Raw genomic sequence first — 21,183 nt, 5'->3', positions numbered from 1 at the left:
CCCCTACCCCCCCCGCCGCCCCCGCCCGCGTCCCGTCCCGGGCGCCCCCCCCGGCCGCGGCCGGGTTTTCTCAGCGCGGGGGGGGGGCCCCCCCGCCGCCCCCCCCCCCCCCGCGGGCCCCCCCCCCCCCGCTTCTGTCTTGCGTACGGCGCACGTCGGGCAGCCCCCGGGGGTTCCCCTAGGGGATGTCACAGCTCGGCCGCAATGGCGGGCAGGTTCTCCAGGCCCTCTCACCACACCCACGCGGACCAGGTACGTTCGATGAGTGGCTGGATTCAGGATCGGACGCGGCCGGGACAACCGCACCCCGCAGCAAGGGCAACAGCAACCGCGGCAGCAGCCGTACGGCACACAGGCACCACCGCCGTACGGGCAGCAGCCCTGGCCACCGACGGGAGGCAACGGCGCCCCGCCCCCGTACAACAACGGTGGGCACCACGGCGGCCACAACGGCGGCCACGGGAACGGCAACGGCAACGGCTACAACGGTGGCGGCCACGGAGAGCCGGAGTACTTCGGCGACCCGTACCAACAGCCCCACCACCCCCACGGGTCGCCCCAGCAGGGCGACCCGTACGCCAACTCCCCCGGCCACACCCAGGCCTTCAGCATCGGTGAGGACCCGTACGGCGACGCCAACACCTACCGCGCCGGCCAGGCCCCCGCCCAGCCCGCGGGCCCGCGACTGCCGTGGAAGGACCTGCTCACCGGCATCGTGCTGCGCCCTGGACCGACGTTCTGGCAGATGCGTGACTACCCGGTCTGGGGCCCGGCGCTCATCGTCACGTTCCTGTACGGCCTGCTCGCCCTGTTCGGCTTCGACCAGGCCCGGGACGACGCGATCCACGCGACGATCTCCACCGCGGTCCCCTACGTCGTCATCACGGGCATCGGCTTCGTCATCGGCGGCCTGGTCCTCGGCGCGGTCACGCACACCCTCGCCCGCCAGCTCGGGGGCGACGGCTCCTGGCAGCCGACCGTGGGCCTCTCCATGCTGATCATGTCGATCACGGACGCGCCCCGCCTGATATTCGCCCTCTTCCTCGGCGGCGAGAACTCCCTGGTCCAGATCCTCGGCTGGATCACCTGGCTGGCCTCGGCCGCGCTCTTCACCTCGATGGTGAGCAAATCGCACGACCTGCCGTGGCCGAAGGCGCTGGGCGCCTCCGCGATCCAGCTGATCGCGCTTCTGTCGATCATCAAGCTGGGCACGATCTGACGGTCCCGCCCGCGGACGAGAGGAATCCGCGGACAAGAAGAGCGGACAAGAAGAACGGACGAGAAGAACACGGACGGACGGAAAACCAAACCCCCGGCGCACAAGCCCCGGGGGTTTTTCCGTCCATCCGTCCATCCGTCCGTCCTTACGGTGAACACCGTCCCGCACCGGGCCCGAGAGGCATCACGCACACCCCACCATCGGGCCACGGCCCATCGGGCACGGCGCACGCGCCGGGCTTCGCGCGTCAGGCGTCAAGAACCTGCCCGCTGCGTCGCACGACGGGCTTCTCCACGCTCCACGGGAAATTGATCCAGCGATCGGTCTTCTTCCACACGTACTCGCACTTCACGAGCGAATGCGACTTCTCGTAGATGACCGCACTGCGCACCTCCGCAACATGATCGATGCAGAAATCGCGTACCAGCTTCAGCGTCTTCCCGGTATCGGCGACATCGTCGGCGATCAGGACCTTCTTGTCCGAGAAGTCGATGGCGTTCGGCACCGGCGCCAGCATGACCGGCATTTCGAGGGTGGTGCCCACGCCGGTGTAGAACTCCACATTCACCAGATGAATGTTCTTGCAGTCCAGGGCGTAAGCGAGCCCGCCCGCGACGAACACCCCGCCCCGCGCGATGCTCAGCACGACATCGGGCTCGAACCCGTCGTCGGCCACGGCCTGCGCCAGCTCACGCACGGCATGGCCGAAGCCGTCGTACGTCAGATTCTCCCGCACCTCATCGCTCATCGGGCTCACACCTGCGTCCTGTGGAAATTCATGAACGACCGCGACGCGGTCGGCCCACGCTGGCCCTGATAACGCGATCCGTACCGCTCGGAGCCGTACGGGAACTCCGAAGGCGAGCTCAGCCGGAACATGCACAGCTGCCCGATCTTCATGCCCGGCCACAGCTTTATCGGCAGCGTCGCGAGATTCGACAGCTCCAGGGTCACGTGCCCGGAGAAACCGGGGTCGATGAACCCGGCGGTCGAATGCGTCACCAGACCGAGCCGGCCCAGCGAGCTCTTCCCTTCCAGCCGCGACGCGAGATCGTCGGGAAGCGAAATGACCTCGTACGTCGAAGCGAGCACGAACTCACCGGGGTGCAGAATGAACGCCTCGTCCCCGTCCGGCTCGACCATGCGCGTCAGATCGGCCTGCTCGACGGCTGGGTCAATGTGTGGATAGCGGTGGTTCTCGAACACCCGGAAGTAGCGGTCGAGCCGCACATCGATGCTGGAGGGCTGCACCATCGACGCGTCGAACGGATCAATACGAACACGTCCGGCGTCGATCTCGGCCCGGATGTCCTTGTCTGAGAGAAGCACGCCCCGAGGATACGCAGAACGCGCGGGCCCGCCCCAATCCGGGACCGCTCCGCGCGCCTGACACCGCCGCTACCGCTCCTCGAACACCACGGGCACGGCATGCCGCAGCCGCGCACAACGAGGACAGCGAATGAGCCGCCCGGGACCGATCCGCCCGGACCCGAGCTGCTGCATCGGGAACGAAGCGGTAGCGAAAACGTGCCCTTCGGCACAGCGGACGACGGTGCGCTCCATGAAGTCCATCAAGTCCCTTCCCCAACAAGCCTTGGACGAGAAAGCCACATTAGGGGATGAACAGGACGCCACTCCAGGCGGCACTCCGACCACCCACGCTACGCCCCCAACTCCCGCCCACAGCACCCGCATCCACCCTCCCCCACAACAAGAAGGCCCCACGGCTCGAACGCCGGGGACCTGGCATGGGGTACAGTGTGTGGCGATACGCAGCGAATCAATCGATGCGCTTCGCGGGTGTAGTTTAATGGTAGAACATGAGCTTCCCAAGCTCAGAGCGCGAGTTCGATTCTCGTCACCCGCTCCATGACGAAGGCCCTGGTCGGAGATCAGGGCCTTGTTTGTTGTCTAGACCACTCCGGTCTCGCGTGCCCTTCGCATGCCACACGCGCTGCCACAAGACGTCAGATTGGGTTCCGGCGCGCGGCCCGCGACCAGGCGACATTGCGCGGTCTCGAATACCGGGACGCGCATCGGGTGATCCGCGTCACCTCCTTTGTGCGTTTTCCGGCGACGCCCGGAACGGGGGCGGGAGCTGGTGAACGGTGGCAGCCGTGCCGCTCTCCGGGCTCCGGCCAGTCGCCGCACGCCGACGGCGGACGTCGGCGTCGATGTCGTCGGCGAGCTTGCGCTGGTGGGCCATGGTGGAGTGCTGGTAGATGAGCTGGGCCCGCTCGGAGGACTGGCCGGCGCGGACCATGAGGTCCTTCAGCCTGGCTCCGGTGTCGGCGGCCAGGGTGTTGCCGGTGTGCCGGAGGTCGTAGAAGCGGAACTCCTTCGGCATGCCGACCGCGTCGCGGGCCTGCGCCGCTTCCGGCCGAAGGTGGTGCCTCGGAGGGCCGCCCCCTTCTCTCCCACGAAGACCAGACCGTCGGGACCGTCCTGGGCGAACCACTCCAGGTGTCGGCGGACATCGAGGAGGATGAAGCCAGACAGCATGATCTCCCGTTTGCCCGCACGGGACTTGGGGTCGCCGATTACCCGGCGGCCGGGGTTCAGCTCCGGCGCGGCACGCCGGACCCGTACGGAGCCGGTGGCGAGGTCGATGGCCGACCGGCGCAGCTCGGCCAGTTCCTCCGGGCGCATTGGAGGCGAAGGCGCCGAGCAGGACCATCAGCCGCCAGCGGATTCCGATGGCCTCGGCGAGGGCGTAGACCTGCTCGACGGTGGCCACGGGCCGTTCGTCCGCGTCTTCGCGGCCCGCCCCTCGGATGAAGCAAGGGTTCCGGCGGATCAGGTCGTCCTCGACCGCCGTCTGCATGATGGCTTTCAGCAGGTGGTTAAGACTTGGCCGTCGTGGTGGCGCCGGTCGCCTTCCGCCGCTCCGCGCGCCAGGTCCTGACCTCCGCGGGGCTGATCGCGTTGACGTGTTGGTCGCCGCCGATCGGCTCCAGGTGAAGGCGGAGCAGTCGCCGGTACAGCTCCTCGGTGGTGGCTGCGACCCCACGCTCGTCGATCCAGCGCGTGGCGTACGCGGCGAACAGCACCTCGCCGGCGGTCGGGTCGATCCAGTCGCCGCGCGACTGGACGGCCTGAACCTGGGCGAGGAGCAGCTCGGCTTCGCGCACCTTCACCGTCCTCGACGACCTGGCCGTCTTCCTGCGCCACATGCTCGACCACACCACCGTCCCCACCGAGGCCGGCTTCGGCGCCGAGTGGAGCGCCCACTCCCTCACCGTGCAGACCGGCGGCCTCCGGCCGGAACGCGGCCTGTTCTGGCACCCGGCGCGACCGACGAGCAGGACGTCTGGGTCCACTACGGCTTCACCGGCACCGGCATGTGGATCTCCCCCACCCAGGACCGGTGGGCGGCACTGCTGACCAACAAGCTCTACTACACCCGCGACCGCCAACCGCTGACCGATGTCCGTAACGCCTTTCGCCAGGAGTCATTTGCCTGACCTTGCCGTGCGGCCCAGAGCAGAACGCCGATGTCATTGACCGTAAAACGGCTTCAAGGACGAGGCCTCGTGGCCCTGCTGGACACGCGTGGCGCAAAAGAAGCGTCGCCGACTCCTGCTGACGATCTGGACGTTGAGGCCCTGTTCCCACATGCTTCGCCCGCGCCTATTCTCGCGATCAAGCGGCGAGGGGGAGGGCGCGTGGCAGGCGAGGCGACAAGCTGGCAGAAGGAACAGATCAGCCGCGCGTACGTGCACGCACTCGCTTCCCAAGGCGGTTTCACCGTGGGCGAGTGGAACGTCGGCAAAGACGGTGTGGACGTCACGCTCCGGGATCGAGGCCTGATGGTCGACTTTCAGCTCAAGTGCACCCAGAAACCGCGAGTCATCCGAGGCGGGTACAGCTTCGACCTGGATGTCGAGACCTACGACAAGCTGCGCAGCACGGAACGCTCGGCACCTGGGCACCTGTTGCTCTTGGTGGTGCCGCCCAACCTCGAACTCTGGGTCACCCAGCACTCCGATTCCGTCGTGCTCGCCTGCCACGGATATTGGGCCTGCTTACACGGCCGCGACTCGGTAGCCAGCCGTGCCACGACCGCGATCAGTCTCCCGGAGGAGCAACAACTCTCAGTGAAGTCCATGCGCGGCATGTTCGACATGGCACGCAGCATTCTCCTGTCCGGCAGCGCGGGGTGAACTGACATGGCTACCGACACACTTTCCTTCGGGCCCGACGAGATCCGGAGCTATCTCAAGGTCACCGGCTGGTCCACCGTGTCCGGCAGCGACGTGGCCGAACTCTGGCGCCTGCCGGGGCCGGCCGAGGAAGTCGTGCTCGTCCCCATGAAGCCGGGGGCTCCGGACTTCGGCAAGCGCGCACGCATTCTGGTCGAAGACCTGGCGCGTGTCAGCGCCGAAGACACACGGACCGTGCAGGACGCCATCGCATCCGTGTTCCACGACGTCACGGACCTCAGGGCCTCCCACCCCACCATTCACGACGGTTCGATTCCCCTGGACGCCGGATTCGAGTTGTTCCAGTCCGCCAAGCGGCTCCGCGTGGCCTCAGCAGCGGCCACCATCCGCCGCCAGGGACACTTTCGCAACTTCCCCACCCGCGCCCGGGAACAGGCACGCGACGTCCGCCTCGGACAGACCCGCAAGGGCTCGTACATCGTGCCCATCATCAGCCAGGCGCGGTCGCCGCTGGACGTGTACGAGCGGGGACAGAACCAGATCGACATCGAGGTCGAAGAGACGCTCTTCGACCGACGGGTCACCGCGACCATGTCACGCGCCCTGGGCGTGCTGGAGGAAATGGCTGGTGCCGAGCGGGCACCCACTCCCAGTGAGATCACGGATTCCATCGGGGAAGGCGTCTCGTACGAGCTGTGCCAAGCTCTGTCAAAGGTCGTGAACAGCGACGCGGTTGACCGGCTGGAGGTCACCTTCAACTGGTCCCGCGTGGCGGCAGCGCCGCCCGGCACGCCACGTGAAGTCGAGTTCAACCACGATGCCATCGCGATCGTGGAACGGGTGTCCGATCAGCTCAAGACGAGTGTCTACAGCCGCGAGAACGTGATCTTCGGCTTGGTCACCCACCTGAACCGGCATCCGGACGACGAGACAGGCAGGGTGGGTGTCCAAGCCCTCATCCAGCGACGCAGCCGCACGGTCTGGATGGACCTCCCCGACGCCGGCTACCACGAGGCAGTCCGCTGCCATGACTCCGGCATCCCCGTGCGTGTCCGCGGTGTGCTCAACAGCCCGCCCGGAGGCGCTGCCACGATGCAGGTCGCCGACTTCGGACCGGATCCGTCCCTGGGGCAGTAGCGCTGTCATGCCGCACTGTTCATGGGTGCTGCTCGGAGGGCCCCATATGGCCCGCACCGGCTGTTGTCCCGCCAGTGCCATCTCGAAGCCATTCCGCTTCACCGGTCTCAGACCTTCAGTCTGGCTTGCTGACGCAGACTGGATCAATGGCACCGAACGCGCCGCGTACGGACTCAACAACCACCAGACCCTCGAACGGCGTCCATGAGTCTCAGGACAGGCCGATGACATCGCCGGGGGCTCCTGGAAGCTCACGACCGGTTCCCACGGCGGGAGGAAGCTCGGTACCGCTGCTCGATCCCGAAGGACGGTTGACCGGACGATATGCCGGCGGGCTCGCGGCCACAGGGTCTCCTGCGAGCTGCTGGGAGGGCTCCCCGGGGCCCCCGGGCCCGCAGGCACCGGTTCCGATGGACTGCAGACGTCGCAACCGATTGACCTCCTTGCTTTCGAAAAACGCTGTACTCAAGGTAAATGAATATCTGCGCCGGCGGTCATAGAATTTAACGACCCTTACTGGGAGAATTTCTGCCGCAGGGCACACGGGGAAATATTTGACACACGCAAGCCACCACGGCGTGCTACTGTCTGACTCGGTTGCAGTTTTGGTACCCAAAAAAACTCCAAGCGCCTCCGGTCGGTCTCGACGCCGCAGGGAAGCGCTTTGTATTTCCGGTCATTTCCCGGGCGGGGCATCATCGCGGCGACACGGTTTCCGTAAAGTACGGATTCCGGTGTACTGCCCAAAGGAGATATGACATGGCTACTGGCACCGTGAAGTGGTTCAACGCGGAAAAGGGTTTTGGCTTCATCGAGCAGGACGGTGGCGGCGCTGACGTGTTTGCCCACTTCTCGAACATCGCCGCCCAGGGCTTCCGTGAACTGCAGGAAGGCCAGAAGGTCGCCTTCGACATCGCGCAGGGCCAGAAGGGCCCGACGGCCGAGAACATCGTTTCCGCCTGACGCTGACGCGCATTTCGTAGCTGGGGCCCGCATCCCTCGGGGTGCGGGCCCCAGCTGCACGCATTTCCGCAGCACACTATTTTGGGACGCCGCCCCTCGGAGCCGCGCCCGGCGATGCACCGGATTCACTTCCGAACACCATTCCCCATTTTTGCTTACGTCGACACGGTTTTCCCGCGTGCCACGTTCGCACCATTCGGTCCGTGCCTGCGATTCCCCGCGCTACTCTTTCGCTGAGGAATTCCTTGATACGTGCCGTATCAAGGAAGGTTCTGTATGAACCCCACACGCACGAACAGCCGTTCCTCCCGTGCCCGCCGCAACGGCGGCCACGGGTACGACTCCGCTGCTGGTTCGATTCGGGGCAGTCGCTTCGGTTCGTCCGCCCCGAGCCGTTCGGCAGGTCCGAGCCGTTCGGCAGGTCCGAGCCGTTCGGGTGGCCGACGACCCGCCGCGATGCAGGGAGAGTTCGCCCTGCCCGAGACGATCACTCCGGCGCTGCCCGCAGTCGAGGCGTTCAGCGACCTCGACATGCCGAGGATCCTGCTGGCCGCGCTCACCGCGCAGGGCGTGACCACGCCGTTTCCGATCCAGGGCGCGACCCTGCCGAACTCTCTGGCGGGCCGCGACGTCCTGGGCCGCGGCCGGACCGGCTCCGGCAAGACTCTCGCCTTCGGCCTGGCCCTGCTGGCCCGCACCGCCGGGCAGTGCGCCGAGCCCCGTCAGCCGCTGGCCCTGGTCCTGGTTCCCACCCGGGAACTCGCTCAGCAGGTCACCGATGCCCTCACCCCTTACGCCCGCGCCGTGAAGCTGCGCCTGGCCACCGTCGTCGGCGGAATGCCGATCGGCCGACAGGCGACTGCACTGCGGGGCGGCGCCGAAGTCGTCGTGGCCACCCCCGGTCGCCTCAAGGACCTCATCGACCGCGGTGACTGCCGACTGAACCAGGTTGTCATCACCGTCCTGGACGAGGCCGACCAGATGGCCGACATGGGCTTCATGCCGCAGGTCACCGCGCTCCTGAACCAGGTCCGCCCCGAGGGCCAGCGCATGCTGTTCTCCGCGACCCTGGACCGTAACGTCGACCTTCTGGTCCGTCGCTACCTCACCGACCCCGTCGTCCACTCCGTGGATCCCTCCCAGGGTGCGGTCACCACGATGGAACATCACGTCCTGCACGTGCACGGTGCCGACAAGCACCGGCTGACGACGGAGATCGCGGCGCGCGACGGCCGGGTGATCATGTTCCTGGACACCAAGCACGCCGTGGACCGCCTCACCCAGGACCTCCTCGCCAGCGGTGTCCGGGCTGCCGCCCTGCACGGAGGTAAGTCACAGCCGCAGCGCACCCGCACCCTCGCCCAGTTCAAGACAGGGCACGTCACCGTCCTGGTCGCGACGAACGTCGCGGCGCGCGGCATTCACGTCGACCACCTCGACCTCGTCGTGAACGTGGACCCGCCGACCGACCACAAGGACTACCTCCACCGCGGCGGCCGTACCGCGCGGGCCGGCGAGTCCGGCAGTGTCGTCACCCTGGTCACCAACAACCAGCGCCGCGACATGACGCGCCTCATGGCGGCCGTCGGCATCGTGCCCCGGACCACCCAGGTCCGCTCCGGCGAGGAAGCACTCCGCCGGATCACCGGCGCCCGGACCCCCTCCGGCATCCCCGTGACGATCACCACGTCGGCACCCGAGCGACGCAAGCGCGGCACGGCCTCCCGCGGTCGACGCAGCCCCGCCACGGCTGCCCGGCGCGTGAGCGGGCGAAAGTCCGCCTTCGACTCGGCGGCCTGAACACCGCGTGATCCGGAAGCTGACCCATCTCTGCAGGAGGCACATTGTGACGCTGGTCCAGATGCAGCCCCACTCGGCGAACGCCACCCCCGTGCCCCGGACGGCGCTCGACACCATGAACACGGCCGGGCCACAGGTCTGCGACGACATGACCGTCGAGGTGGCCCTGTCCGTCATGGCCAGTGCCAGGACCGGACACCTGAGAGTCTGCGACAACGACGGCCTGTGCACCGGACTGGTCACCCAGGCCCAGCTCACCACCGTCCGCGACAGCCCCGCCTACACGGACCGGCTCCAGTTGCGCGACATCCTCGGCGACCGCGGGCCGCACACCTCGCCCGCCACCATGATGGCCGAGCACGCCACGCACCACCGCCGGCCCGCTACCCCGTCCGCCGTGGACGAACAGGACAGCGCGTCGGGCGTCCTCGTCCTGGCCCTCTGAACCGTCTCACCACGGCGGAACAATCTCCTTCCTCTCTCTGTGATCCCTGTGAGGCATCGTGCGCTGTGTTATCGCCCGCTTCCCGTTCGAACTCACCAGGAGCGGCGTCCTGGACTCCATGAAGGGCATCAAGCCCGAGGAGGTCGTCGGCGAGTCCGTGACCATCGGCCGCCGCGCCTATCCGGTCAAGCAGGTCGGCGAGGTCATCACCCGCCAGGATCGCCGCGACTTCAGCGCCGACGAAGTCCTCCGGGCCATGACCAAGCTCGGCTTCACCTGCCGCAGCCTCCCCCAGACCGCCGCGCCCACCCGCGCCCTCAGCCCGCTCCAGCACGCCTCCGTGATGCTCGGCGTCCCGGCGGTCGTCTGACTGTCTGACCGTTCGGCTGAGGGGAAGCGCGAGCTGACAACCGAACAGCCAAGAGGGCCCGACCGGCACACGCTGGTCGGGCCCTCCCGCGTACCGGTGAGTTTCTCTACGCGGCGCGACGTCAGTGATCGGAGTAGCTGAAGTCGCCCATGGTCCAGGCGCTGACATCCGCGATCGAGACGCGGTACATCCCACCCGTCTCCGGGATCCCCACCGTGCCCTGAAGGATCCGCGCCATATGGAAGTGCAGATACGCGGGCGGCCCATCGCCCCGCGTCGTAGCGGTGAACATGGCGGAGAACTCGCCCAGCCGGGGCGAGTCCGTCAGGACCTCCGACACCCGTTGCCTCCACACGGCTTCGGGCGCCAGCCGGCCGGTGATGACGGCACCACCGGTGACCACGGTCAGGGACATCTGATTGCTGTGCCCGGACTCCACCAGCGTGGCGACGTCAACGAGCAGCTCGTCAGGCTTCGACATGAGAGCCGATCCTATTCACGAGTCGTCCCGTCCCCTCGACCGGTCGTGCTGCCGAGCAAGACGGACAGTCGCTGTCTTCCCTCGGAGACCCGGCGGGTGACCGCGGTCGCTCTGGCGAGCCGGTTGACCACAGGCCAGCCGGAGCCTCCGGCGAGGTCAATTACCTCCTCACGGGACACGCGAAAATCTCTGTTGGCCGGAGTAGACATTGGGCGGTGGCGTGGTTATGGTTTCTCTCGTACCCCAGAGAGACAGCAGGGCCTGGCAGAGAAGAACTGCCGGCAGTACATGTAGTTGCAGGACGGTGCGGCAGTGGAGTTTCGAAGCCAGGGTTGTCGCAGGACGGCGACGGGACTGACGGCCGGACCGGGTGGCCCGCAGTGAGGGGCCGCCGGAGCGGGGCCGCTGTCATGGAAGTTGCGGTCCCGTGAGTGCAGTGCGCAGTACCCAGCAGTGAAGTGACTGAGCGGTACCTCGGTGAAGGCGTCGGCTGCGGACGCGCGCACCGGGAAGTTCGGCAGTGGGGTTCCAAGCCAGAGCAGACGCAGGAAGGGCAACGGGGCTGGCTGCCGGAGAGCGGCGCTGTCACAGGCCGCTGAGCAGTTCGCATCACCAGCAGTACGCAGTGCCCCATGGTAGGCAGTTGATCACCGAGGGAAGAACGGAGGAGCCCGCGCCATCAGGATCGCCCGGGCCGGAGCATCGAGCCCGGGTACCGCAGGACATCGATAGTGAGGTGGTCTCCGGTCAAGCAACCGCGATCCCCGCACTCCCGACAGCAGCCAGGTCGGGTCTGCGGACACAGAATGCCGGTGCAGTATCAGGGCCGGCAGGTGGTGTAGTAGTTCCTTCGGGGCCCTGGTGCCGTACGGCACCAGGGCCCCTCCATGCGTTCCACAAGAGAGGTGCAAGTGACAGCAGACGACTCGTACGGCCGGCTTGACGACGACGACTACCCCGCCTACACGATGGGCCGGGCCGCCGAGATGCTCGGCACCACCCAGGGCTTCCTCCGCGCCATCGGCGAAGCCCGTCTGATCACCCCCCTGCGCTCGGAGGGCGGCCACCGCCGCTACTCCCGCTACCAACTGCGCATCGCCGCCCGCGCCCGCGAACTGGTCGACCAGGGCACGTCCATCGAGGCCGCCTGCCGCATCGTCGTCCTGGAAGACCAGCTCGAAGAGGCGCAACGCATCAACGCCGAGTACCGCCGCGCCGCCGAATCGGCAGAGCCGCCGACCGAGGACTGAGGCGGTGCGCGCCCGCCGGACACCGGCGGACTGGAAGGCATGAGACATGGCTACGGGAACTGTGAAGTGGTTCAACGCGGAGAAGAATTTCGGCTTCATCGCTCAGGACGGTGGCGGCCCGGACGTCTTCGCCCGCTACTCGGCGATCAACTCCTCGGGCCTCCGTGAGCTCCAGGAGGGTCAGGTCGTGACGTTCGACGTCACCCAGGGCCAGGAGGGCCCCCAGGCGGAGAACATCAACCCGGCCTGACCTTCCCACCCCTCCGGCGGAACCGGGATCCTCCCGGGTCCGGCCGCAGGCAGGCTATGGCGGCCCCGGACCGCCCCGGTCCGGGGCCGCTCACGCAATCATGCGGGGTTTGGATGTCTGCGCGTGGGGTGCCGGCCAGGAAACGGCGGTGCTGGGCAAGGGCTTCGCCTCCTCCGCCCCCTGGCAGCGCCGCGTGCCACAACGTGCCAGTAGCGGCGGTGAACGGCCGTCACCAAGGGATCCCGCCGAGGCGGCCAGAACGGTACCTTCAGCGAACGTTCCCGCAGTTCAGCAGCCCTGCGAGCCATCAAGTGCCGGGTGATTCCCAAGCTCAGAGCGCAAGTTCGATTCTCGTCACCCGCTCCACGATGAAGGCCCAGGTCAGCGACCTGGGCTCTCTTTATTGTCCAGACCTCTCTAAGAGTCGCGCATCACCTCCGCACCACCTGGCCCTTTCTGCTGCTGCTCGCGTGCCCTTTCCCGGAAAGCCTGCGCCGTCGCGTTCTCGGGTATCGCCCCGGATCGAGTCGCCGCGAGCGGGTCCGCCTCGTACGTGACCCGGATGACACCGTCCGGGTGTCGTTCGGCGCGGGCGCGGACCCCGAAGACCTCGTGAAAGAGGTCCGGAGTGAGGACGTCGAGGACCGGGCCGGCGGCGATGACACAGCCGTGGTGGAGGACGACGAGGCAGTCGCAGAGCCGGGCGGCCAGGTCGAGGTCGTGCAGCACGGCGAGGGTCGTGACGCCGGTGTTCCGGATCAGGCCGAGGAGTTCGAACCTGGCCCGGATGTCGAGGTGGTTGGTCAGTTCGTCCAGGACGAGGAGCTCCGGGGCCTGGGCGAGGGCCCGGGCGAGCAGGACGCGCTGGCGCTCGCCGCCGGAGAGGGCAGAGAGGTCCCGGTCGGCGAGCGACGCGATGCCGCAGCTCTCCATCGCCCCGGCGACGACGCGCCGGTCGCTCTCACCGGCGCGTCCCAGCACCCCGTGGTGCGGGGTACGGCCGAGCGCCACCGTCTCGGCGACGGTGAGGCCGCCCGCGCCCGCCCCGTCCTGGAGGACGGCGGCGGTGTGCCGGGCGGCGGCCCGCGAGGAGAGCCGCCACACGTCCCGCCCGCCCACCTCGACGACCCCCGCGACGGGCCGCAGCGAACGGTAGACGGCACGCAGCAGAGTGGACTTGCCGCTCCCGTTGGGGCCGACAAGGCCCACGATCTGGCCTGGTGACACGTCAAGTCCGACGTCGTGCAGGACCGGGGTGTCGTCGAGGGTGATGTGGAGACCGTCCACGGTGAGTCTCATGCGGCGTCGAGCCCCCTGTTGCGGCGCAGCAGCCAGAGAAAGAACGGTGCGCCGAGCAGTGCGGTGAGGATGCCCAACGGAAGCTCGTTGGGCCGGTCGACGGTACGGGAGAGCAGGTCGACCAGTACGAGGTAGACGGCCCCGAGGAGTGCGCTCAGCGGGAGCAGCCTGCGGTGGTCGGCGCCGAGGGCGAGCCGTACCAGGTGCGGGATCATCAGGCCGACGAAGCCGATGCCGCCCGCGACGGCGATGACGGTCCCGGTCAGGAGTGCGCTCACCACGAGCAGCACCGCACGGGTGCGGTGCACGTCCACGCCGAGCGACGTCGCCGACTCGTCCCCGGCGAGCAACGCGTTCAGGCGCCGCCCGAAGAGGGCGAGCAGCGTCGTCCCGAGCGCCACCACGGCGGTGACGGTGGGAAGTTGACTCCAGCGGGCACCGGAGACGCTGCCCAGCATCCAGAACATGACGCCGCGCAGCTCGGTCGGTGTGGCCCGCAGTTGCGCGAAGCTCGTCGCCGAGAGCAGCACGTAGCCGACCGCGACCCCGGCGAGCACGAGCCGCGTGGGCGCGAGCCGGCCCCTGCGTTGTCCGAGCGCGAAGACCAGCATCCCCGCCAGGAGCGCGCCCACGAACGCCGCCCCGGAGACGCCGAGTCCACCGAGCCCCGCCCCGCCGAGCGTGATCACGAGGACCGCGCCCAGCGAAGCTCCGTGCGAGAAACCGAGGACCGTGGGATCGGCGAGCGGGTTGGAGACGAGGGTCTGGAGAACGGCGCCGGAGACGGCGAGTCCCGCCCCCACGACCGCCGCGAGGACGACACGCGGGGTACGGAACTGCCAGACGATCTGGTCGAGGGCGACGTCGTCCACGGGCCCCCGGCCGGTGACGTGGTGGACAAGGACCGTCCACACGTCACCGACCGGCACGCCGACCGCGCCGATGCCGACGGCGAGGACCATCGAGACCAGCAGCGCGGCGGTGAGCACGAGGACGCAGGCCCACAACGGGAGACGGCTCAGAAGACTTCGGGGTGCAACATCCTGGCGATCTCCTCGACCGCCAGGTCGTTGCTGGAGCCGAGGTACATCGAGTCGGACAGCACCACGAACTTGTTCTTCTTGGCTGCGGGCCACTGGGGGAACTCCTTGAGCAGCTTCTTCGCGTATGCCGTCGGGTCCGGGTCGTTGTAGCTGACGACCACGAGGGCGTCCACGTCGGTGGCGGCGACCTTCTCCTTGCTGAGGTCGGCGAAGGAGGTCTTCGACGCGCTCGCGAAGGCGTTGCTGCCGCCGGCCTTGGCGAGGATGTCGTTGTAGATGCCGTGGGCGGCGACGGAACTGAAGTCGTTGCCGCCCATGGTCATGTTGGAGAAGATGACCATGACCTTCGGCTTCTTCGCGTCGCCGACCCTTTCCGCCACGTCGGCGACGTTCTGCCGTTCTGTGGCGACGAGCTTCTCGGCCCTGTCCTCGACGCCGAAGACCTTGCCCATGTCCCGCAGCAGTGTGTAGCTGTCGTCGATCGTCATGTTCAGGTTGTCCTGGCCGCAGCCCTCGGGCGAGACGTAGGTGCGCGCCCCGACCTCCTTGAGCTGCTCGCGGGTGGCGAAGCCGTTCTTGGCATCAAAACCGTAGGACGTGGTGGAGAGCACGAAGTCGGGCCGCAGACTGATCATGGCCTCGCGCGGGATGTCGAAGGCGTCGTTCGGCTTCAACCCGCCCGTGGGCAGCTTCTTGATCTCCTCGGCCCGCCCGGGGACTTCGGACATGCCGTAGGACTGCTGGTTGGAGACGATCCGGTCCCCCTGGCGGAGGGCGAGCAGCGTGGACACCTCGGCGACCGAGGCCCCGTTCATCACGACGACCCGGCTGGGGGCCTTGTCGAACGTCTGGTCAAGCCCGCAGTTCTTGAGAGTGATCGGGTACGTGCCCCGTGCGGCAGAAGGCGCCTTGTCGGCGACACCGGTCTTCTTGCCGTCCGCGCCGGAGCCGGAGTCCGCTTCGGAGCAGCCGGCCGCGGCGAGACACAGGAGTGTGGCGAGGGCGATGGCTGCCGGCCTGGGTGTCGGCATGGGGTTCTCCTCGGTGATCAAGTGGAGCGCCTCGATGCGCTGTTGCAGGAGTCGGGGGCAGGGGCGGAGAAGTTCCCGGTGATCGGGGGCGTGATGCCGGTGACGGCGATTGCCCGGCTCGGTGGGCGCGGCGGAAGGCCGCAGGTACCAAATGGCCGGACCTGGGACAACGTCCGACGTGTCGGGGCGCGCGACAGCACCGCATCTCAACTATGTCCTGCATCACACCCTGCGCACGGGAACTCGCGCACCTCCCGTACCGACTCCTGTACGTCACCGTCCCCACCGGTCCACGCATGAGGAAGTGTCGATGACCGAGACCACGCCTGCCGCGTCACCACCGCCCCGGCAACGCTCAGCCGAGGAGACCGCCCCGGTCGAGGACTTCACCACGTCCGCGCCGAGCAACGGCGGCGGCACCTTGAGCGGGCTGCGCCCACTCCTGCTCCGCATGCACTTCTACGCGGGCATCCTCATCGGCCCGTTCCTGCTCGTCGCGGCCGTCACCGGACTGCTCTACACGGCCACCCCGCAGATCGAATCCGTCGTCTACCGCCACGAGCTGAAGGTCACCCCGCACGGCGAGCCGAAGCCGCTCGCCGCTCAGGTGGACGCCGCCCGCGAGGCGATACCCGACGGGCAGCTCGTCTCCGTCACCAAGGGTGCGGGGGACAGCGACACGACCCGGGTCACCTTCGACGTCAAGGGATTGCCCGAAGGCTACACACAGACTGCCTTCGTCAATCCGTACGACGCGGAGGTGCGCGGCACGCTGCGTACCTTCGGCGAGTGGCTGCCCGTGCGGTCCTGGTTCGACAGCCTGCACCGCACCCTGCACCTCGGCGACTTCGGCCGTAACTACAGTGAAATCGCCGCGAGCTGGCTGTGGGTCGAGGTACTCGGCGGGCTCGCGCTGTGGCTCGGGGCGCCGCGCAGCCGGGAACGGCTGCGCAAGCTGTTCGTGCCGCGCCGGGGCCCGAAGGGGCGCAAGCGCACGCTGTCCTGGCACGGGGCGGTCGGGCTGTGGGTGTCGATCGGCTTCCTGGCGCTCTCGGCAACAGGGCTGACCTGGTCGGCGCACGCGGGCGCGAACATCGGCAAGATCCAGGACTCTCTGGGCGGGGCGACGCCCTCCGTCTCCTCAGCCCTCGGTCACGGCACGCACGGCGGCTCGACGGGGGCGGACTCGGGTGGCTCCTCCGCCGGTGCCTCGGCCGCGAAGGTCGATCTCGACGAAGCCGTCCGCATCGCCCGCGCCGAGGGGCTGCGCGGCAAGCTCGTCATCACCCCGCCCGCGGACACCAAGAGCGCGTACGTCGTCCGCGAGAACACGCGGCATTGGCCGGAACAGCAGGACTCGATCGCGATCGACCCGGCCACCGGCAAGGTCACGGACAAGCTGGTCTTCGACGACTTCCCGGTCCTCGCCAAGCTCACCCGCTGGGGCATCGACGCCCACATGGGCCTGCTCTTCGGCCTCGCCAACCAGATCGTCCTCGCGCTCATCGCCGTCGCGCTCATCGGGATGCTCTTCTGGGGCTACCGCATGTGGTGGCTGCGCAGGCCCACCCGGGCGGGCGGGACGCGGTTCGGCCGCCCGCCGACGCGGGGAGCCTGGCGCCGGGTGCCGGGCAGGGTCATGGCGCCGCTCGTCGTCGTGGCCGCCGTCCTCGCCTACTACCTGCCGCTGTTCGGGCTGCCCCTGGTCTGCTTCCTGCTCGGGGACCTGGCGCTCGCGCAGGCACGCCGACGCGAGCGCGCGCGCACGGAAGCGCGCGACGAGACATCGAAGGAGATGGCCCGATGATCGCCGCCACCGGGCTGCGCTGGATTCTGACGCTGCTCTTCTGCGCGCTCGCCGCCTACGGACTGTGGCGCGCCCTCGCGGCCCGCTCCCACCCGTGGACCGCGCGGCTCGCCCACGGTCTGCACGCGCTCATGGCCCTCGCCATGTTCGCGATGGCCTGGTCCTGGGGCATGGACCTGCCCGGCACTCCGCAGGTGATCTTCTTCTCCCTCGCCGCGGCCTGGTTCGTGCTGATCGCCCTCGCTCTGCCGAGCGGACCCGAACCCCGGGCGCGCGCCCTCATGAACGCGCTGCCGCACGCCGTGATGACCGGAGCGATGGCGTGGATGGTCGCCGCGATGCCCTCGGGCATGTCCGTGGGCGCGATGGGCGGGGGCCACGCGCACGACATGCCCGGGATGGACATGTCGGCCCCGGGAGCGACCGCGACGATGACGCTCAGCGGCACCGGCGACCGCTGGAGCGCGGGACTGCTCGCCCTCGTCCTGCTGACGCTCGCGCTGTGGTGGCTCGCGAAGGGCTTCGACACGGGCCGCCTCGCACCCCGCACAGCGAGCCGCGCCGCCTCGGGCGGCGCGGTGCACGCCGCGTGGGACCTGGGCTGTCACGGGCTGATGGCGCTGGGCATGGCGGTGATGTTCGTCGTGATGGTGTGATCCGCGGGGATCGATACCGGCTGAACGGGACTCGGCTCGTGCGGCGCCGGGCGCGCGTTCCGGGCCGTGATGCTCCTGGGACGCGCGTGACAGGTGTCCGTTATGTGATGCGCGTCACCCGAGTGCGGGGGAACTCGGGGCCCGGTCCGGCCGACCTCTGGACCGTACGACCCGCACTCTCGCCCGGAGCCTGCCTCATGGACCACTCGGTGACGTCTTACACCGGACGGCGTTTCACCCCCGTGCCGTACGCGCCGCTCGGGGGTTTCCTGCTTCTGCTCGTCGCGCTCTTCGCCGTCTCGTACGGGGTGGGGCACCTCGCCGGGCCGGTCGCCCCCGACATGCGCGGGGTCTCGCACCAGGGTGACGACCCGGGCTCGCACGACATGGGCGGCATGAGCGGGATGGGCCACTGATGGACCAGGAGACCGCTTCCCGCGCCCTCGCCACGACCGATCTGGTCGTCGGCGGCATGACGTGCGCGGCCTGCGTGCGCAGGGTCGAGAAGAAGCTCGGCGCCCTGGAGGGCGTGCGCGCCACCGTCAATCTCGCGACCGGCACGGCCCGCGTCGAGCACCCGGCGGATCTCGGTACGGACGCGCTCGTCGCCGCCGTCGAGAAGGGCGGGTACACCGCCCGTCTCCCCGAGCCGCCCGCGTCCGGGGAGGACCGGGACGACGAGGAGACCGGCCCCGGTGTCCCGCAGCGGCTGCTGGTGACCGCACTGCTCGCCGTCCCCGTCCTCGTCCTGTCGATGGTGCCCTCGCTCCAGTTCCGCAACTGGCAGTGGCTGTGCTTCGTGCTCGCCGCGCCCGTCGCCCTCTGGAGCGCGTGGCCCTTCCACGAGCGGGCCTGGCGCGGGCTGCGGCATGGCGCGGCGACGATGGACACGCTCGTCTCGCTCGGCGTCCTCGCCTCCTTCGGCTGGTCGTCGTACGCGCTCTTCCTCGGCGGTGCCGGCGCCCCCGGCATGCGGATGCCCTTCACACTGCTGCCCACGGCGTCGGACGGGATGGCGCACGTCTACCTCGAAGCGGCGGTCGGCGTCCCGCTCTTCGTCCTCCTCGGCCGCCACCTGGAGGCCCGCGCCCGGCGCGGCACCTCGGCCGCCCTGCGTGCGCTCGCCGAGCTCGGCGTGAAGGAGGTGACGGTACGGGACGGGGCCGTGGAGCGGACCATTCCTGCCGCGCGCCTCGCGGCGGGCCAGGTCTTCCTCGTACGGCCCGGGGAGCGCGTCGCGACGGACGGCGAGGTCGTACAGGGCAGGTCCGCCGTGGACCTGTCCCTCGTGACCGGTGAGACCCGGCCCGTGGAGGTCGCGGCCGGCTCCGCCGTCACGGGCGGCTCGGTCAACGCGGGCGGGCTCCTGCTCGTACGCGCGACGGCCGTCGGCGCCGACACTCAGCTCGCTCGCATCACGGCTCTCGTCACCGAGGCCCAGGCGGGGAAGGCCCGCGCCCAGCGGCTCGCCGACACCGTGGCCGGGGTCTTCGTGCCCGTCGTCCTCACCCTCGCCGTCACCGTGGTCGGCTTCTGGCTCGGCGCGGGTGCGGATCCGCAGCCCGCCTTCACTGCCTGCGTCGCCGTCCTCGTCGTCGCCTGCCCCTGCGCACTCGGGCTCGCGACCCCCACCGCTCTCATGGCGGCCACCGGCCGAGGCGCCCAGCTCGGCCTCCTGATCAAGGGGCCACAGGCCCTCGAAGCCCTCCGGCAGATCGACACCGTCGTGCTCGACAAGACGGGCACCCTCACCTCTGGACACCTCGCCGTCTCCGCCCTCACCGCGCGCGCGGAAGGCCCCGGCGCGCAGGAGGTGCTGCGGCTCGCGGCGACCGTCGAGACCGGCTCCGAGCATCCGCTCGGCCGGGCCCTCGTCCGCCACGCCGAGCGCACCCTCGCCGAAGGCGCCGTACAGCCCGACGCGCTCAGCGGCTTCGCGGCGACGCCCGGCACGGGCGTGCGGGGACACGTGGACGGGCGGCTCGTCGAGGTCGGCGCCCCCGAGGGCGAACTGCCCGAGGAACTGGGCGCGGCCCTCGCCACCGCCCTGGAAGCCGCCCATACTCCCGTCCTCGTGCGTGTCGACGGGCGGCCCGAGGCCGTCCTCGCGCTCGGCGACGTCGTACGCCCCGGCAGCTACCACGCCGTGGACCGGCTCCGCCGCCTCGGCGTGCACCCCGTCCTCGCCACCGGGGACCACGAGGAGCCCGCGCGGGCTGTCGCCGCCACACTCGGCATCGCCGAGACGTACTCCCGCTGCACCCCCGAGCGCAAAGCGGAACTCGTCCGTACGCTGCGCGCGCAGGGCAGGCGGGTCGCGCTCGTCGGGGACGGCGTCAACGACGCGGCGGCACTCGCCGGGGCCGACCTCGGCATCGCCATGGGCACCGGCACGGACGTCGCCATCGGCGCCGCCGATATCACCCTTGTCCGCGACGACATCGAAGCCCTCGCCGACGCCGTACGCCTCGCCCGCCGCACCCTCGCCACCATCCGCGGCAACCTGCTGTGGGCCTTCGGCTACAACGTCGTCACCATCCCGCTCGCCATGGTGGGCCTGCTCAACCCGATGCTCGCCGCCGCCGCGATGTCCCTGAGCTCGGTCCTCGTGGTCCTCGGCAGCCTCCGGCTGCGCCGCTGGCAGCCGGCTGCGGCGGCGGCCGCCGCCCGGCGTCGGCGCCCCTCGCCGAGGGCGGCCTTCTGATGTCCGTTCTCTCCGCGCGCCTGCGCGCCTCGGCCACCGCCGTCGGCGTTCCCGTCCTCGCCTGCGGCCTCGCCCTCGCCGGGCTCGGCGCCTGGACGGCGAACGGACGTGCCGGGAGCCCGTCTCACATGGCCGTCACGAAGGCGTACGTCTACCAGTCGTTCGGCTCGACGCCGGAGACCGCCGCCTTCTTCACACTCACCAACGACGGCGGCTCCGCCGACCGGCTCGTGCAGGTCACCTCGCCCGACACGACCGCGCCTCCCAGGCTGAGCGAACACCGCATGACGTCCTCCGGCGCCGCCTACCGGCAGCCGGTGGACTCCGTCACCGTCCCGGCCGAGGACGGGCTCACGATGGCCCCGCACGGGATCGACGTGACCGTTCGACCGAAGGAGACGTGGCGGCCCGGCGAAGAGGTCTCCTTCACGCTGCGCTTCGCGCACGGGAAGCCGTTGGAGGTCCGGGCGGTGGTGGTCCGGCCGGGTACGGAGACGGGCCGCCCTCTCCGCCCGTAGCGCCATGTCCCGCAACGCCACCTGTTCCCGCCGCATATGCCGGAACT

20 protein-coding genes, 1 tRNA gene and 2 pseudogenes are annotated in these 21,183 nt (G+C 69.4%); 16 read left to right on the top strand and 7 right to left on the bottom strand.

Features of this window, described 5'->3' with window-relative positions; translation table 11 throughout:
* Nucleotides 1-265 precede the first annotated feature (265 nt).
* The gene (locus tag ABZ826_RS29050) at nucleotides 266-1,219 is read left to right on the top strand and encodes a Yip1 family protein (protein ID WP_361454561.1); all 954 of its coding nucleotides are present in this window, start codon (nucleotides 266-268) and stop codon (nucleotides 1,217-1,219) included.
* A 247-nt stretch (nucleotides 1,220-1,466) separates the two neighbouring features.
* On the opposite strand, the gene ABZ826_RS29045 is transcribed toward ABZ826_RS29050, so the two are convergent.
* A complete protein-coding gene (locus ABZ826_RS29045) occupies nucleotides 1,467-1,967 on the bottom strand; it encodes a phosphoribosyltransferase (protein WP_361454558.1) in 501 nt (166 codons plus the stop codon).
* Between the two features lie 5 nt (nucleotides 1,968-1,972).
* Nucleotides 1,973-2,548, bottom strand: coding sequence for a dCTP deaminase (dcd, locus tag ABZ826_RS29040; protein WP_072487843.1), 576 nt, complete (start codon nucleotides 2,546-2,548; stop codon nucleotides 1,973-1,975).
* A 467-nt stretch (nucleotides 2,549-3,015) separates the two neighbouring features.
* Between dcd and ABZ826_RS29035 the strand changes: the two genes are divergently transcribed.
* Nucleotides 3,016-3,089: transfer RNA gene (locus ABZ826_RS29035), tRNA-Gly, on the top strand.
* Nucleotides 3,090-3,269: 180 nt separating this feature from the next.
* Here the strand turns inward: ABZ826_RS29035 and ABZ826_RS29030 are convergent.
* Nucleotides 3,270-4,347 (bottom strand): annotated as a pseudogene (locus ABZ826_RS29030) (site-specific integrase); the annotation flags it as partial.
* A 4-nt stretch (nucleotides 4,348-4,351) separates the two neighbouring features.
* Here ABZ826_RS29030 and ABZ826_RS29025 point away from each other — a divergent pair.
* The 7 genes and pseudogenes from ABZ826_RS29025 to ABZ826_RS28995 form a co-directional block, all read left to right on the top strand.
* Nucleotides 4,352-4,683: pseudogene (locus ABZ826_RS29025) on the top strand (serine hydrolase); the annotation flags it as partial.
* A 69-nt stretch (nucleotides 4,684-4,752) separates the two neighbouring features.
* Nucleotides 4,753-5,382, top strand: a complete 630-nt coding sequence (locus tag ABZ826_RS29020; RefSeq protein WP_361454555.1) for a DUF4365 domain-containing protein — start codon at nucleotides 4,753-4,755, stop codon at nucleotides 5,380-5,382.
* 6 nt (nucleotides 5,383-5,388) lie between these two features.
* Complete coding sequence (locus ABZ826_RS29015) at nucleotides 5,389-6,519, top strand: hypothetical protein (protein ID WP_361454551.1); 1,131 nt, start codon at nucleotides 5,389-5,391, stop codon at nucleotides 6,517-6,519.
* A 759-nt stretch (nucleotides 6,520-7,278) separates the two neighbouring features.
* Nucleotides 7,279-7,482, top strand: a complete 204-nt coding sequence (locus tag ABZ826_RS29010) for a cold-shock protein (protein WP_361454548.1) — start codon at nucleotides 7,279-7,281, stop codon at nucleotides 7,480-7,482.
* Between the two features lie 276 nt (nucleotides 7,483-7,758).
* Nucleotides 7,759-9,282, top strand: coding sequence for a DEAD/DEAH box helicase (locus ABZ826_RS29005; protein WP_361454545.1), 1,524 nt, complete (start codon nucleotides 7,759-7,761; stop codon nucleotides 9,280-9,282).
* Nucleotides 9,283-9,328: 46 nt separating this feature from the next.
* Nucleotides 9,329-9,727 carry a hypothetical protein gene (locus tag ABZ826_RS29000; protein ID WP_361454542.1) on the top strand — a complete coding sequence of 133 codons (399 nt, stop codon included), beginning with the start codon at nucleotides 9,329-9,331 and terminating at the stop codon, nucleotides 9,725-9,727.
* A gap of 58 nt (nucleotides 9,728-9,785) precedes the next feature.
* A complete protein-coding gene (locus tag ABZ826_RS28995; RefSeq protein ID WP_361454539.1) occupies nucleotides 9,786-10,097 on the top strand; it encodes an SCO5918 family protein in 312 nt (103 codons plus the stop codon).
* A 121-nt stretch (nucleotides 10,098-10,218) separates the two neighbouring features.
* On the opposite strand, the gene ABZ826_RS28990 is transcribed toward ABZ826_RS28995, so the two are convergent.
* Nucleotides 10,219-10,578, bottom strand: coding sequence for a hypothetical protein (locus ABZ826_RS28990; RefSeq protein ID WP_361454536.1), 360 nt, complete (start codon nucleotides 10,576-10,578; stop codon nucleotides 10,219-10,221).
* A 911-nt stretch (nucleotides 10,579-11,489) separates the two neighbouring features.
* On the opposite strand from ABZ826_RS28990, the gene ABZ826_RS28985 reads away from it, so the two are divergent.
* Nucleotides 11,490-11,828, top strand: a complete 339-nt coding sequence (locus tag ABZ826_RS28985) for a MerR family transcriptional regulator (protein ID WP_189543364.1) — start codon at nucleotides 11,490-11,492, stop codon at nucleotides 11,826-11,828.
* A gap of 46 nt (nucleotides 11,829-11,874) precedes the next feature.
* Nucleotides 11,875-12,078, top strand: coding sequence for a cold-shock protein (locus ABZ826_RS28980; RefSeq protein WP_361454531.1), 204 nt, complete (start codon nucleotides 11,875-11,877; stop codon nucleotides 12,076-12,078).
* A 417-nt stretch (nucleotides 12,079-12,495) separates the two neighbouring features.
* Here the strand turns inward: ABZ826_RS28980 and ABZ826_RS28975 are convergent, their stop codons facing one another.
* The 3 genes from ABZ826_RS28975 to ABZ826_RS28965 are packed head-to-tail and all read right to left on the bottom strand — an operon-like array spanning nucleotide 12,496 to nucleotide 15,451.
* A complete protein-coding gene (locus ABZ826_RS28975; protein ID WP_361454528.1) occupies nucleotides 12,496-13,377 on the bottom strand; it encodes an ABC transporter ATP-binding protein in 882 nt (293 codons plus the stop codon).
* On the bottom strand, nucleotides 13,374-14,339 hold the full coding sequence (locus ABZ826_RS28970) for an iron ABC transporter permease (protein ID WP_361454567.1): 966 nt from the start codon (nucleotides 14,337-14,339) through the stop codon (nucleotides 13,374-13,376). Before ABZ826_RS28970 ends, ABZ826_RS28975 begins: the two co-directional genes overlap by 4 nt.
* 56 nt (nucleotides 14,340-14,395) lie before the next feature.
* Nucleotides 14,396-15,451: an ABC transporter substrate-binding protein gene (locus ABZ826_RS28965; protein WP_361454525.1), complete on the bottom strand. Its 1,056-nt coding sequence runs from the start codon at nucleotides 15,449-15,451 to the stop codon at nucleotides 14,396-14,398.
* 310 nt (nucleotides 15,452-15,761) lie between these two features.
* On the opposite strand from ABZ826_RS28965, the gene ABZ826_RS28960 reads away from it, so the two are divergent.
* The 5 genes from ABZ826_RS28960 to ABZ826_RS28940 all read left to right on the top strand — a co-directional run bounded on the left by ABZ826_RS28960 (nucleotide 15,762) and on the right by ABZ826_RS28940 (nucleotide 21,136).
* The gene (locus ABZ826_RS28960) at nucleotides 15,762-17,258 is read left to right on the top strand and encodes a PepSY domain-containing protein (RefSeq protein WP_361454522.1); all 1,497 of its coding nucleotides are present in this window, start codon (nucleotides 15,762-15,764) and stop codon (nucleotides 17,256-17,258) included.
* Nucleotides 17,255-17,914 (top strand): DUF5134 domain-containing protein, encoded by a 660-nt coding sequence (locus ABZ826_RS28955; RefSeq protein WP_361454519.1) that lies wholly within the window; start codon nucleotides 17,255-17,257, stop codon nucleotides 17,912-17,914. Before ABZ826_RS28960 ends, ABZ826_RS28955 begins: the two co-directional genes overlap by 4 nt.
* Nucleotides 17,915-18,111: 197 nt before the next feature.
* Nucleotides 18,112-18,330, top strand: coding sequence for a hypothetical protein (locus tag ABZ826_RS28950; RefSeq protein WP_361454516.1), 219 nt, complete (start codon nucleotides 18,112-18,114; stop codon nucleotides 18,328-18,330).
* Nucleotides 18,330-20,618, top strand: a complete 2,289-nt coding sequence (locus tag ABZ826_RS28945; protein ID WP_361454514.1) for a heavy metal translocating P-type ATPase — start codon at nucleotides 18,330-18,332, stop codon at nucleotides 20,616-20,618. Before ABZ826_RS28950 ends, ABZ826_RS28945 begins: the two co-directional genes overlap by 1 nt.
* Nucleotides 20,618-21,136 (top strand): copper chaperone PCu(A)C, encoded by a 519-nt coding sequence (locus ABZ826_RS28940; protein WP_361454511.1) that lies wholly within the window; start codon nucleotides 20,618-20,620, stop codon nucleotides 21,134-21,136. Before ABZ826_RS28945 ends, ABZ826_RS28940 begins: the two co-directional genes overlap by 1 nt.
* The last annotated feature ends 47 nt before the right edge of the window (nucleotides 21,137-21,183 follow it).

This window comes from Streptomyces sp. NPDC047515 (assembly GCF_040643055.1).
Classification (GTDB): Bacteria; Actinomycetota; Actinomycetes; order Streptomycetales; family Streptomycetaceae; genus Streptomyces.
Note: the sequence above shows the minus strand (reverse complement) of the source record. Positions and strands in the feature narration are given on the sequence as shown.

What these genes read in the sequence shown, in the direction of transcription:
- ABZ826_RS29045 (WP_361454558.1), bottom strand. Translation starts at nt 1,967, where the DNA reads ATGAGCGATGAGGTGCGGGAGAATCTGACGTACGACGGCTTCGGCCAT.
- ABZ826_RS29015 (WP_361454551.1), top strand. Translation starts at nt 5,389, where the DNA reads ATGGCTACCGACACACTTTCCTTCGGGCCCGACGAGATCCGGAGCTAT.
- ABZ826_RS29010 (WP_361454548.1), top strand. Translation starts at nt 7,279, where the DNA reads ATGGCTACTGGCACCGTGAAGTGGTTCAACGCGGAAAAGGGTTTTGGC.
- ABZ826_RS29005 (WP_361454545.1), top strand. Translation starts at nt 7,759, where the DNA reads ATGAACCCCACACGCACGAACAGCCGTTCCTCCCGTGCCCGCCGCAAC.
- ABZ826_RS28990 (WP_361454536.1), bottom strand. Translation starts at nt 10,578, where the DNA reads ATGTCGAAGCCTGACGAGCTGCTCGTTGACGTCGCCACGCTGGTGGAG.
- ABZ826_RS28980 (WP_361454531.1), top strand. Translation starts at nt 11,875, where the DNA reads ATGGCTACGGGAACTGTGAAGTGGTTCAACGCGGAGAAGAATTTCGGC.
- ABZ826_RS28975 (WP_361454528.1), bottom strand. Translation starts at nt 13,377, where the DNA reads ATGAGACTCACCGTGGACGGTCTCCACATCACCCTCGACGACACCCCG.
- ABZ826_RS28970 (WP_361454567.1), bottom strand. Translation starts at nt 14,339, where the DNA reads ATGGTCCTCGCCGTCGGCATCGGCGCGGTCGGCGTGCCGGTCGGTGAC.
- ABZ826_RS28965 (WP_361454525.1), bottom strand. Translation starts at nt 15,451, where the DNA reads ATGCCGACACCCAGGCCGGCAGCCATCGCCCTCGCCACACTCCTGTGT.
- ABZ826_RS28960 (WP_361454522.1), top strand. Translation starts at nt 15,762, where the DNA reads ATGACCGAGACCACGCCTGCCGCGTCACCACCGCCCCGGCAACGCTCA.
- ABZ826_RS28955 (WP_361454519.1), top strand. Translation starts at nt 17,255, where the DNA reads ATGATCGCCGCCACCGGGCTGCGCTGGATTCTGACGCTGCTCTTCTGC.
- ABZ826_RS28950 (WP_361454516.1), top strand. Translation starts at nt 18,112, where the DNA reads ATGGACCACTCGGTGACGTCTTACACCGGACGGCGTTTCACCCCCGTG.
- ABZ826_RS28945 (WP_361454514.1), top strand. Translation starts at nt 18,330, where the DNA reads ATGGACCAGGAGACCGCTTCCCGCGCCCTCGCCACGACCGATCTGGTC.
- ABZ826_RS28940 (WP_361454511.1), top strand. Translation starts at nt 20,618, where the DNA reads ATGTCCGTTCTCTCCGCGCGCCTGCGCGCCTCGGCCACCGCCGTCGGC.